Annotated in this window: 11 protein-coding genes and 1 pseudogene; 7 read left to right on the top strand and 5 right to left on the bottom strand. The window is 73.7% G+C overall.

Going from position 1 to position 11,516, the window contains the following annotated elements; all coding sequences use genetic code 11:
• Window positions 1-365: pseudogene (locus ABT288_RS47220) on the top strand (hypothetical protein); the annotation flags it as partial.
• 58 nt (window positions 366-423) lie between these two features.
• Here ABT288_RS47220 and ABT288_RS47215 read toward each other — a convergent pair.
• Window positions 424-1,755, bottom strand: coding sequence for a PH domain-containing protein (locus tag ABT288_RS47215; RefSeq protein WP_351622476.1), 1,332 nt, complete (start codon window positions 1,753-1,755; stop codon window positions 424-426).
• Complete coding sequence (locus ABT288_RS47210; protein ID WP_351622473.1) at window positions 1,752-2,255, bottom strand: PH domain-containing protein; 504 nt, start codon at window positions 2,253-2,255, stop codon at window positions 1,752-1,754. Before ABT288_RS47210 ends, ABT288_RS47215 begins: the two co-directional genes overlap by 4 nt.
• A 31-nt stretch (window positions 2,256-2,286) precedes the next feature.
• Here ABT288_RS47210 and ABT288_RS47205 point away from each other — a divergent pair, with 31 nt between their 5' ends.
• A complete protein-coding gene (locus ABT288_RS47205; protein ID WP_351622470.1) occupies window positions 2,287-3,438 on the top strand; it encodes an NADH-quinone oxidoreductase subunit D in 1,152 nt (383 codons plus the stop codon).
• 24 nt (window positions 3,439-3,462) lie between these two features.
• Here ABT288_RS47205 and ABT288_RS47200 read toward each other — a convergent pair whose 3' ends face one another.
• Window positions 3,463-4,632: an SAM-dependent methyltransferase gene (locus tag ABT288_RS47200; protein ID WP_450861769.1), complete on the bottom strand. Its 1,170-nt coding sequence runs from the start codon at window positions 4,630-4,632 to the stop codon at window positions 3,463-3,465.
• 118 nt (window positions 4,633-4,750) lie between these two features.
• On the opposite strand from ABT288_RS47200, the gene ABT288_RS47195 reads away from it, so the two are divergent.
• Window positions 4,751-5,956 (top strand): sensor histidine kinase, encoded by a 1,206-nt coding sequence (locus ABT288_RS47195; RefSeq protein ID WP_351622467.1) that lies wholly within the window; start codon window positions 4,751-4,753, stop codon window positions 5,954-5,956.
• A gap of 79 nt (window positions 5,957-6,035) precedes the next feature.
• Entirely contained in the window at window positions 6,036-6,707 is a 672-nt protein-coding gene (locus ABT288_RS47190) for a response regulator transcription factor (protein ID WP_351622464.1), read from the top strand.
• 169 nt (window positions 6,708-6,876) lie between these two features.
• On the opposite strand, the gene ABT288_RS47185 is transcribed toward ABT288_RS47190, so the two are convergent.
• The gene (locus tag ABT288_RS47185) at window positions 6,877-7,980 is read right to left on the bottom strand and encodes a DUF5937 family protein (protein WP_351622461.1); all 1,104 of its coding nucleotides are present in this window, start codon (window positions 7,978-7,980) and stop codon (window positions 6,877-6,879) included.
• A 173-nt stretch (window positions 7,981-8,153) separates the two neighbouring features.
• Here ABT288_RS47185 and ABT288_RS47180 point away from each other — a divergent pair, with 173 nt between their 5' ends.
• Window positions 8,154-8,360, top strand: a complete 207-nt coding sequence (locus ABT288_RS47180) for a hypothetical protein (RefSeq protein ID WP_351622458.1) — start codon at window positions 8,154-8,156, stop codon at window positions 8,358-8,360.
• On the opposite strand, the gene ABT288_RS47175 is transcribed toward ABT288_RS47180, so the two are convergent.
• Window positions 8,361-9,542 (bottom strand): threonine aldolase family protein, encoded by a 1,182-nt coding sequence (locus ABT288_RS47175; RefSeq protein WP_351622455.1) that lies wholly within the window; start codon window positions 9,540-9,542, stop codon window positions 8,361-8,363.
• 239 nt (window positions 9,543-9,781) lie between these two features.
• Between ABT288_RS47175 and ABT288_RS47170 the strand changes: the two genes are divergently transcribed.
• Both ABT288_RS47170 and panC read left to right on the top strand, forming a co-directional pair.
• The gene (locus ABT288_RS47170; RefSeq protein ID WP_351622453.1) at window positions 9,782-10,744 is read left to right on the top strand and encodes a Rossmann-like and DUF2520 domain-containing protein; all 963 of its coding nucleotides are present in this window, start codon (window positions 9,782-9,784) and stop codon (window positions 10,742-10,744) included.
• Window positions 10,741-11,516: pantoate--beta-alanine ligase (gene panC, locus ABT288_RS47165; RefSeq protein WP_351622450.1), on the top strand; the 776-nt coding region annotated here is incomplete at its 3' end. The genes ABT288_RS47170 and panC, both read left to right, overlap by 4 nt.

Below are 11,516 nucleotides of genomic sequence, written 5' to 3'. Positions count from 1 at the left end.
CCGCCCCCATGGCACCGGCCGAGGCCGCCCAGCCCGTGGGCCGGCCGCCCGCCGGTCACTTCACGGTGCCGACCGCGGTGGCCGTCGTACCGGCCGCGCCCGCGCGGCGCCCGGTGGTCGAGGGCGGTTTCGACTTCTTCGGCACCCAGAAGGACGCGCCGAAGGCCGCGCTGGAGTCCGTGCAGAACGAGGATCTCGCCGACGTCGTCGGCCAGGAGGCCCTCGCCGTGCACAAGGCGGAGACCGAGGCCGAGTTCAAGGACGCCGACGCGCGGTCGGAGGGCGTCGGCCAGGTCATCGACCTGACCGCGCACGACGAGACCGAGCAGATCGACGTCCAGAGGCTGCGCAGCGCGGCTTCCTGAGACCGTACAGGTACCGGACACCAGGCCCGGCTCCCCCCGTGGGAAGCCGGGCCTGGTGTCATCCGGTCATCCAGCGGTCGGGACGGGCGTCCCGGCGCCCCGTACGGGACCGCTCCGCCTGGGCGTGCAGAAGCCGCGCGGCCTCCTGAGCATCCCGCAGACGGGCTGTCACGGTCTTGCCGGCCCCGGTGTCCACGTGGACGTCGGCGAGCCGCCAGAGGCGCTGCCAGGGTCCCTGGCTCAGCCGCACGCTCTGCACCTTGGCGTGCGGGACCAGCGAGAGCCGGCGCCGCAGCAGACCGCGCCGGGTGGCGAACACCGCCCCGGTGACCGCGAGGCGGTGGCCGCGCCACCACACCGGCACGTACCAGCGGGCCCGCCGCGGCGGCCGCGACAGCTCCTGAGGCACCGTCACACCGGGCAGCACGCGCGCGACGACCGACTCGGCGATCGGGCGTGGGGCGACCGGCACCAGCACCGAGTTGGCGGACCCGGCCACGTCCAGTTCCACCCGCACCCAGCCGAGCCGCCGCCACAGCAGGGGCTGCACGATCCGCACGGTCTGCACCCGGCCCGGCGGGACCGTCTCGTGCGTACGGTCGAGCAGCCCGTGGTCGATGCGCAGCCCGTCCGGCGACTCGCTCACCTTCCAGTCGAACTCGCCGGCGAACCGTCCCGCGCTGCGCGCGCCGGCCGCGCCGAACAGCGGCAGGGCGGTGGCGAGGACCGTCCACAGGTTGTGGGTGGTGAGCCAGAGCACGGTCGGCATGACGAGCGCGGCGCACAGCGAGACCCAGGTGGCGCCCGTCAGTACCAGGGAGAGCGCCAGCGCGCGAGGGGGCACGCGCAGCAGTTCGTGCGCCGGAGCCTCGCCGACTTCGCGCGCCGTCTCGGGAGCGAAGCCCGCGGCGCGCGCCAGCAGCTCCGCGCGCAGGGCGCGCGCCTCCTGCTCGCCGAGAAAGGCCAGCTCGTCCTTGTCGTCGGCGCCGACGACGTCGATTCGCAGCTTGGCGACGCCCGCCACGCGCGCGAGGAGGGGACGGGAGACGTCTACGGCCTGGATGCGCTCCAGCCGGATGTGCGCGGTGCGCCGGAACAACAGGCCGGTGCGGATGCGCAGTTCGGTGTCGGTGACCGCGAAGTGCGTGAACCACCAGGACAGAAAGCCGTAGAGGCCGGCCACTGGCACCAGCACCGCGAGCCCCAGCAGCAGCGCGGTGGCGGTCAGCCGCGCCAGCTGCTGCTGCGTCCCGTTCGGGTCGTGCACCGCCCATCCGGAGAGTACGGCGACCGGCGCCCAGGCCCGGCGGAACGGCGTGACCGGGTGCAGCCGGCGCTCGGTCACCGGCACGGGCGCGGGTATCTCCTCGTCGTGGTCCGGGGTCGTCACAGGCCCGCCGATCGCGCCTCGCCCAGCTCGGAGAGCCGGTCACGCAGCCGCTCCGCCTCGGCCGGGTCCAGGCCGGGGATGGTGGCGTCGGTCGCGGCGGCCGCCGTGTGCAGCTGCACGGTCGCCAGCCCGAAGCGCCGCTCGAGGGGCCCGGAGGTGACCTCGACCAGCTGCATCCGCCCGTACGGCACCACCGTCTCCTCGCGCCACAGGACACCGCGGCTGATCAGCAGGTCGTCCGCGCGCTCGGCGTACCGCCACGACCGCCAGTTGCGTCCCACCAGCCGCCAGCACCACGCGGCGCCGGCCACCGGCACCAGGGCGAAGGCCGCCCACGCGGGCCCCACGAGCAGGCCCAGCGGCAGCCCGGTGACGACCGCGAGCACTGCCGTCCACCCCACCACGAGCAGCCGGCGCAACCGCATCAGGGCGGGCTGCAGCCCCCGCCACACCAGCTCGGCCCCCGGTATCCCGGTCTCCTCCGGGCTCCCCGTCTCCATGGGCCCAGCGTACGTAGGGGAAACTGGGGCCATGACTCCTACGACGGAGACCACGGTCGGGATCGGCGGCGCCGCGGAAAGCACCGACATGGTGCTCAACATCGGGCCCCAGCACCCGTCCACGCACGGCGTGCTGCGGCTCAGGCTCGTGCTGGACGGGGAGCGCATCGTGCGCGCGGAGCCGGTGATCGGGTATATGCACCGCGGCGCCGAGAAGCTCTTCGAGGCGCGCGACTACCGCCAGATCATCGTGCTCGCCAACCGCCACGACTGGCTGTCGGCGTTCTCGAACGAGCTGGGCGTGGTCCTCGCCGTGGAGCGCATGCTCGGCATGGAGGTGCCGGAGCGTGCGGTCTGGATGCGCACGCTGCTCGCCGAGCTGAACCGGGTGCTGAACCACCTGATGTTCCTCGGCTCCTACCCGCTGGAGCTGGGCGGCATCACCCCGGTGTTCTACGCGTTCCGGGAGCGCGAGGTGCTCCAGAACGTCATGGAGGAGATCTCCGGCGGGCGCATGCACTACATGTTCAACCGCGTCGGCGGCCTCAAGGAGGACCTGCCGGCCGGGTGGACCGCACGCGCGCGTGCCGCCGTCGCCGACGTGCGCTCGCGCATGGACGTCTTCGACGACCTGGTGCTCGGCAACGAGATCTTCCGTGGGCGCACGCGCGGCGTGGGCGCGATGACGCCGCAGACCGTGCACGCCTACGGCGTGAGCGGGCCCATCGCGCGCGCCTCGGGCGTCGACTTCGACCTGCGCCGCGACGAACCGTACCTGGCGTACGGCGGTCTCCAGGACACCCTGAAGGTCGTCACCCGCAGCGAGGGCGACTGCCTCGCCCGCTTCGAGGTGCTCCTGGACCAGACCCACAACGCGCTCGACCTCGCCGACGCCTGCCTGGACCGGGTCGCCGAGCTGCCGCCCGGGCCGATCAACCAGCGGCTGCCCAAGGTGCTGAAGGCGCCCGAGGGGCACACGTACGCGTGGACCGAGAACCCGCTCGGCATCAACGGCTACTACCTGGTCAGCAAGGGCGAGAAGACGCCGTACCGGCTGAAGCTGCGCTCTGCCTCGTACAACAACATCCAGGCGCTGACCGAGCTGCTGCCGGGGACGCTGGTGGCGGACATGGTGGCCATCCTGGGCTCGATGTTCTTCGTGGTCGGAGACATCGACAAGTAGGACGGTCCTCGGCGAGCGGCCGGCTCAGGCGAGCGGGTCCGGAATCCCAACCGGCTGGACGAGCCAGCCGAAGTCACCGAGGCCGCCCGGCGCGGTGAGTTCGGCGGCCTCCCCGGCGCTCGCGAGGGCGCGCACATAGGCCGTGGGGTCCGCGGCGGCCAGCGTGAGCGGGGGGCGTGCGCCGGTGACGCCCAGGGCGCGCAGAGCAGAGCGCTGCGTGAGGAGGCGCGCCGGAGGCAGTACGCGCGCCGTGCGCGAGGGCGCCCGCGCCGTCTCGGTGGGCGTGTGCGCCGTCTCCCCGGGCCTGCCGGTCGCATCCCCGGGCGTCTGCGTCGTGCGGTGGGGCGCTTCCGAGGGTGTGTGCGCCGTGACGGCCGCCGCGCACGCGTCCAGCGCGACGTGGGCCGTGATGTCGCACGACCCGTCCGGCACGGGCGCCGTCTCGCGCCCCTCCCGGAAGCCGGTGAGCGTCCCGAACGGGGGGCGCGTGTCGGCGGTGTGCGCGTAGTCCACGGCCACCGCGAGCCCGCGCACCACCCGCGCCACCGCCGAAGTCCACGCCAGGTCCCGGGGCAGTCCGATCTCCGCGCGCAAGCCTTGCTCGGCCGGCAACGGCCACCATCGGGCGAGCCAGTCGGCCGCCGCGCCGGTCACCGGGGCCCCGAGCCGCTCGGTGCCGTCGTCGGCGACGAGCACCAGCCGGGGCACGCCCGCGGGGTCGACCTCGGCCACGTCCACGGGCACGTTGTCCAGCCACTCGTTGGCGAACAGCAGCCCCGTGACGGTGGGCGGCGGCGTGTCCAGCCAGGTGATGCGTTCGTCCAGCCCGACAGGGCGGTCGGCGAGCTCGACGGCGTATGCACGCGCGCGTGCGGCCACATCGGCCGGCAGGGCGGCCAGCACCCCGGTGACCAGTTCGCCCCGCCCGGCGCCCATGTCGACGAAGTCCAGTGCCGGGGGCCGTCCCAGCGCCTCGTCGACCCGGCACAGCAGCCGGGCCACTGCCTGCGCGAACAGCGCCGAGGCGTGTACGGACGTACGGAAGTGACCGGCCGGGCCCTCGGGGCGGCGGTAGAAGCCCCCGGGCCCGTACAGCGCCGCCTCGGTCGCCGCACGCCAGCCGCGTCGGCCGCGCCGGCCGCCCTCTCCGTCGCCGGGGCGCCGTTCCGCTTCCCGCGCCGTCTCATCCGTCACCGGAACAGACTAGGCACACAGATGATCACTTCCTCCACCTTGCGGAGTACGCGCCCCTGGCGCGGATCGGCCCTCCGGTTGACCCCTGCACGCATCCGTTTTCCCTACTCTGGGTTACGTGCAGCGCCTCTACGACTTCCTCCGCCGCCACCCGACCTGGGTCGACACCTTCTGGGCCGTCGTCCTGCTCGGGCTGTCCGGTCTGAGCGTGGTCAATCTCCACGGGGTGCCCGGTCACCACATGACGCTCCCCGGCGGGATGGCCGTGTCCGCCGTCCTGTGCGTCGTCGTCGCGCTGCGCCGCCGTTTCCCGGAGCCGATGCTGCTGGTCGCCCTCGCGACGGGTCTGGCCCAGCTGGTGGTGGACGTCGAGACGACCGTCGCCGACTTCGCGATGCTGGTGATCACCTACACGGTGGCGACGGTCGGCGCGCGCTGGGCCTCCCGGCTCGCGCTCGCCGCCAGCCTCATCGCTGCGCCCCTCGCGCAGATCCGCTGGCCCAACGAGCACACCGATTTTCTGGGGCAGATCGCCCTCGTCGTCTTCCAGACGGTGCCCTTCGCGCTCGCCTGGGTGCTCGGTGACTCCATGCGCACCCGGCGCGCCTACTTCGCCCAGCTGGAGGAGCGCGCGGCCCGCCTGGAGAAGGAGCGCGAGGCGCAGTCGAAGGTCGCGGTGGCCGCCGAGCGCGCCCGCATCGCGCGCGAGCTGCACGATGTCGTCGCGCACAACGTGTCGGTGATGGTGGTGCAGGCCGACGGCGCCGCGTATGTCCTCGACACCGCTCCCGACCAGGCGAAGAAGGCCCTGGAGACGATCTCGTCCACCGGCCGCCAGGCCCTCGCCGAGATGCGCCGTCTGCTGGGCGTGCTGCGCACCGGAGAGCACCAGGAGAGCGGGGAGTACGTTCCGCAGCCCGACGTCGAGCAGATCGACGAGCTGATCGAGCAGTGCCGCAGCTCCGGCCTCCCTGTCGATTTCAAGGTCGAGGGCACCCCACGCCCGCTGCCGAGCGGCGTGGAGCTGACCGCGTACCGGATCGTGCAGGAGGCGCTCACCAACACCCGCAAGCACGGCGGGCCCAACGCGGGCGCGAGCGTCCGGCTGGTCTACTTCGACGACGGGCTCGGCCTGCTCGTCGAGGACGACGGCAAGGGCGCGCCGCACGAGCTGTACGAGGAGGGCGGCGCCGACGGCCGGGGGCACGGCCTGATCGGTATGCGCGAACGGGTCGGCATGGTCGGCGGCACCCTGGACGCGGGGCCGCGCCCGGGCGGAGGATTCCGCATCAGTGCCCTGCTCCCGCTCAAACCGGCGCACTGACGCGGCCGTACGCCCCCTGTTGACACCTGTACACCCTCGCCCTGAAGCCACCCCTGCCGCCCCGAACGAAAGAGGCCCGATGACGATCCGCGTGATGCTCGTCGACGACCAGGTGCTGCTGCGCACCGGATTCCGGATGGTGCTCGCCGCCCAGCCGGACATGGAGGTCGTGGCGGAGGCGGGCGACGGCGTCGAGGCCCTGCAGGTGCTGCGGTCCACGCCCGTCGACGTCGTCCTGATGGACGTCCGCATGCCCAAGCTGGACGGCGTGGAGGCCACCCGGCGGATCTGCGCGGAGCCCGATCCGCCCAAGGTGCTGATCCTGACCACCTTCGACCTGGACGAGTACGCCTTCTCCGGGCTGAAGGCGGGCGCCTCCGGCTTCATGCTCAAGGATGTGCCGCCCGGTGACCTGCTGGGCGCGATCCGGGCCGTGCACAGCGGTGACGCGGTCGTGGCGCCCTCCACCACCCGGCGTCTGCTGGACCGCTTCGCGCCGATGCTGCCGTCCACCGGCAAGGAGCCCCAGCACAAGGAGCTGGAGCGGCTCACCGACCGGGAGCGCGAGGTGATGGTGCTGGTCGCGCAGGGCCTGTCCAACGGCGAGATCGCGGCCCGGCTGGTGCTGAGCGAGGCGACGGTCAAGACCCACGTGGGCCGCATCCTGACCAAGCTCGGCCTGCGCGACCGGGTGCAGGTCGTGGTGCTCGCCTACGAGACAGGGCTGGTACGCGCGGGCGGCCACGGCTGAGCCCGTGCCTGCCGGCTGCCTCGGGGGCACGGGTGGTCGGCTGTGGCGGTGGGTGTCGGCGCATTCCGGCGGTCAGACCCGGCTGTGCCGACGGCCTCGACAGTCACCGCTGAGCCCGGCCCCGCCGGCTGCCCCGCGGTCAAGGCTGACGCCGCTGCGGCGCGGTGTGTCAGCGCAGGACGCCCTCGATGAAGTCGCTGCCCAGCCGGGCCACCGCCGCCAGGTCCAGCTGGTGCTGGACGTACCGGCCCCGGCGGCAGTTGGTGATCAGGCCCGCCTTCTTCAGCACCGCCAGGTGCCGGGATATCTGGGGCGCCGACATGCCGTGCGCGTCGGCCAGTTCGCTCGTGGTGTGCGGGGCCCGTGCCAGATGCCGGCACAGCCGCATCCGCACCGGGTGGGCCAGCGCCTCCATGCGGCGGGTGAGCTGCTCGACGGACGGGGCCTGCGGACGGGACCCGCTCGCCGGGTAGGTGATCGAGGGCTGCCATCCGTGGCGGTACAGGACCATCAGGTGCGGCCAGCCCAGGCTGGTCGGGACGAGGACTAGGCCGCCGTCGCCGGTGGCGGCGTGGCCCACCAGGAGCTTGTCGACCGTGATGAGCGCGGCCTCCTCGTCCAGCGAGATGGCCCCGGAGAGGGACGCGAGGGCTTCTCCGAGGCCCCTGTGGCGCAGCAGTTCCGTCTTGTGCCGGGCGTCCGCGGCGAGTTGGGGCTGGACGCGGGCCCAGACGTCGGCGAAGAACGCCTCGTCGCAGTCGAGCATCAGCTCCCGGAACCAGGCGCGGACGGCCGGCGGATCCTCCAGCAGCCGGCGCGTGAACCGCTCCTGCACGGCTCCGCGCGCGGCGGCCAGTTCCAGGGAGCGCCGGCGCAGCTCCGGGTCCTCGAGCGGGCCGGGCTCCTGGACGTCGTAGCGCAACTGGCACGTGAACTCCAGGGCCGCCGTGACGAACTGGTCGTCCGTCAGTTTGTCCAGCTGGTCCAGTTCCTCGGCGAGGGTGGCGCCGGGGAGCGCGCGGCCGCCGGGCAGGCCCGCGAACGGGGCGAACACGTCCGAGAACGTCGTACGCCACAGGAAGTCCGCCTCGCACAGGCGGTCGGCCAGGCAGGGGTCCAGCCGGGAGGAGACGGCGGTCGCCCAGCCCTGGAGACCGGGATGGTGGCCGGGCTCGCTGAGGGCGTGCAGGGCCATCCCCAGTTCCGCCAGTGGAGAGGGCACGACGGAGACCCGCTCCGGTGGCAGTCCCGAGATGTCGATGGTCACGCTCATGCCGTCCATCGTGCACCCGGCCACTGACAGTGCCGCCGTGGATTGACGGCGGTCGTCAATCCACGGGACAGCCGCCCCGGCCGGGAGCAGGCTGGAGACACCGGGGCAGCCGCGGAGCCCGAGCGGACACCCGTCCGTCACCGATCAGTTCACGTCCTGAGAAGGCGATCGCCATGAGCATCACCCAGCAGTACCTCCTGGACAGCCACCGCGCCCGCGTGCTCGGCGAACCGGAGCCGCCTGCGCCCGGCCGGCACGACGCCGACCTGGTGCGCGAACTGCGCGACTACCGGCGCTTCCGCGCGGTCGTCGCCGGGCGCCCGGCGCGGGGGCGTGTGCGGTACGCCCTGCGCCGGTGGCTGCGCCCGCGCGCACTGTGATCACCCCGTGGGCAGGCGCTCGACGAAGCCGGCGACGGCCGCCCGTACGTCGTCCGCCGTCCAGGTGAGGCCCTGCGAGCGCACGGCGACCTCGGTGAAGGACAGCCCCGGCCCGCCGCGGTCCCAGGGGTTGGCGAACAGGAACGTGCCCGTCTCCTCGGCCTGGCGCACCGCCGCCTCCATGAGGACGTCCGGGTCGTACGGCAACCAGACCTGGAAGTCGTGGGTGTGCGGTTCCTCGGGGTGCACGCGCGACCACGGGACGTCTGCCGCGGCGAAACCCTCGCGGAGCGCGGCGGCGACCACGCGCGCGTGCCGCACGTAGTCCGGCAGCCGGGGCAGCTCGCGCTCCAGGCCGGCGAGCGCCGACAACGCGGTGGGGAACTGCTGGAAGACCATGCCGCCGTACCGGTGCCGCCACGTCTTCGCCTCCTCCACCAGGGTCTTCGGTCCCGCCAGCGCGGCGCCGCCGAAGCCGTCGAGGGACTTGTAGAACGACACATAGACGCTGTCCGCCAGGCCCGCGATCTCCTCGAGGGACCGGCCGAAGTGGACCGTGCACTCCCACAGGCGGGCGCCGTCGAAGTGCACCACCGCGTCGCGCTCCCGCGCGGCCTCGACGACCTCGGTCAGTTCCTCCCAGGTGGGCAGTACGAAACCGGCGTCCCGCAGGGGCAGTTCCAGCATCAGCGCGCCGAAGGGCTCGTCGAAGTCGCGTATCTCGGCGGCGGTGGGCAGCCGGGGCTCACTGGTCACGCGCACCGGGCGCAACCCGCTGACCTGGCTGAACGCGTGCCGTTCGTGCACCTCCGGGTGGGCCAGGGCGTGCAGGGCGACCGCGCGGTCGCCGGTGCGGTCCGCCCAGCAGCGCAGCGCCACCTGCTGGGCCATCGTGCCGGTCGGGAAGAACGCGGCGGCCTCCGTGCCGAGCAGGCCCGCGACCCGTTCCTCCAGGTCCGCCACGATCCCGTCGCCGTAGATGTCCGCGTTCCGGTCCAGGTCGTACACCTCGGGTGCCGCTTCCCGGAGAGCTGCCAGCCGCTCCCGGATCGTGCGCTGGAAGCCCGGGCGCCACAGCACACGCTCCGCCTTGGCGAAGGCGTCCCGGCGCCGCCCCCGCATCCGTTCCCGCTCGGACCGCTCCGCCCGCTGGTCGTCGTCCGTTTCCGCCGTGTCAGTCATGTGCGGATCATGCCGCGCGGGAGCCCGGGCGGGCAGCCGGATTCGGGTGCACGCACGCGTGGTGACGCCGCGAGAGCCGAGGCGGGGCCCGGGCGCGGGTGGACACACGGCTGCGTGGCGTACACGTGGCGTAACCCACAGCCTGTGGACGACCAATCGGCGCCGGACCGAGATAGCGTTAACATGACGAGAAATCGTCCGGTACCCAGAGCGGACTGGAACGGGAAGGCCGCCGTCGCGTGAGTACAGTCCACCAGCAAGACCTCAAGGACCGCCCAGCGCGGCTCACCGTCGGCGTCGTCGGCGCCGGCCGCGTGGGCCCGGCGCTCGCCGCGTCCCTCCAGCTCGCCGGGCATCGCCCGGTGGCCGTGTCCGGCGTCTCCGACGCCTCCCGGCGGCGCGCCGCGACCATGCTCCCGGAGGTGCCGCTCGTGCCGCCCGCCGAGGTCCTGCAGCGCGCCGACCTGGTGCTGCTCACCGTCCCCGACGACGTCCTGCCCGGCCTGGTCTCCGGTCTCGCCGAGACCGGCGCGGTACGGCCCGGCCAGCTGCTCGTGCACACCTCCGGCCGGTACGGCGCGAAGGTGCTCGACCCGGCCCTGCGCGCGGGCGCGCTGCCGATGGCCCTGCACCCGGCGATGACCTTCACCGGCACCCCCGTGGACGTCCAGCGGCTCGCCGGCTGCTCCTTCGGCGTCACCGCGCCCGAGGAGCTGCGGCTGGCCGCCCAGGCCCTCGTCATCGAGATGGGCGGCGAGCCGGAGTGGATCAGCGAGCAGAACCGCCCGCTGTACCACGCGGCCCTCGCGCTGGGCGCCAACCACCTGGTGACCCTGGTCGCCCAGTCCATGGAGCTGCTGCGCACCGCGGGCGTCGAGGCGCCCGACCGGATGCTCGGCCCGCTGCTCGGCGCCGCCCTGGACAACGCGTTGCGCTCCGGCGACGCGGCGCTCACCGGGCCCGTCGCGCGCGGCGACGCCGGCACGGTCGCCGCACACATCACCGAGCTGCGCACGCACGCCCCGCAGACCGTCGCGGGCTACGTCGCGATGGCCCGCGCGACCGCCGACCGGGCGCTCGCGCACGGCCTGCTGAAGCCCGAACTCGCCGAGGACCTGCTGGACGTGCTGGCCGACGGCACCGGCGGCACCAACGGCGGTGGCACGAACGGCACTCACGGCACCGAGGGGAACGACCGATGACCACCGCCCTGCTGAGCACCGCCGACGAGCTCCACGCGCGCGTGCGCCGCGGCCGCCGCGCCGTCGTGATGACCATGGGCGCCCTGCACGACGGCCACGCCACCCTCATCCGCACCGCGCGCGAGATCGCAGGACCGGACGGCGAGGTCGTCGTCACCGTCTTCGTCAACCCGCTGCAGTTCGGTGCCGGCGAGGACCTGGACCGCTACCCGCGCACCCTCGACGCCGACCTGAAGCTCGCCGAACAGGCCGGTGCGGACGCGGTGTTCGCACCCTCCGTGGACGAGGTCTACCCCGGCGGCGCCCCCCAGGTCCGGATCACCGCCGGCCCCATGGGCGAACGACTGGAGGGCGCCTCGCGGCCCGGCCACTTCGACGGCATGCTGACCGTCGTCGCCAAGCTGCTCCACCTCACCCGTCCCGACGTGGCCCTCTACGGGCAGAAGGACGCCCAGCAGCTGGCCCTGATCCGGCGCATGGTGCGGGACCTGAACTTCGGCATCGAGATCGCCGCCGTACCGACCGTGCGTGAGGAGGACGGGCTCGCCCTGTCCAGCCGCAACCGCTACCTCTCGCCGGAGGAGCGCCGTACCGCGCTCGCGCTGTCCCGCGCGCTGTTCGCGGGCCGTGACCGGCACGCCGCGCAGGAGGCGCTGCGCGCGCGTGCCCGCGAAGTGCCCACCACACACGCGCGTGCCGAGGCGCTGAGCGCCCTCGGGGAGTCCCGCGCGGCCGCCGACGCGCACGCGGTCGCCACGGCGTCCCCGGGCGG

The organism is Streptomyces sp. NPDC001093 (assembly GCF_040298985.1).
Classification (GTDB): domain Bacteria; phylum Actinomycetota; class Actinomycetes; order Streptomycetales; family Streptomycetaceae; genus Streptomyces.
This window is presented reverse-complemented; position numbering and strand designations above follow the sequence as displayed.

Excerpts from the sequence above, each read along its gene's own strand:
- ABT288_RS47210 (WP_351622473.1), bottom strand. The coding sequence starts at position 2,255 with ATGGAGACGGGGAGCCCGGAGGAGACCGGGATACCGGGGGCCGAGCTG.
- ABT288_RS47205 (WP_351622470.1), top strand. The coding sequence starts at position 2,287 with ATGACTCCTACGACGGAGACCACGGTCGGGATCGGCGGCGCCGCGGAA.
- ABT288_RS47190 (WP_351622464.1), top strand. The coding sequence starts at position 6,036 with ATGACGATCCGCGTGATGCTCGTCGACGACCAGGTGCTGCTGCGCACC.
- ABT288_RS47185 (WP_351622461.1), bottom strand. The coding sequence starts at position 7,980 with ATGAGCGTGACCATCGACATCTCGGGACTGCCACCGGAGCGGGTCTCC.
- ABT288_RS47180 (WP_351622458.1), top strand. The coding sequence starts at position 8,154 with ATGAGCATCACCCAGCAGTACCTCCTGGACAGCCACCGCGCCCGCGTG.
- ABT288_RS47175 (WP_351622455.1), bottom strand. The coding sequence starts at position 9,542 with ATGACTGACACGGCGGAAACGGACGACGACCAGCGGGCGGAGCGGTCC.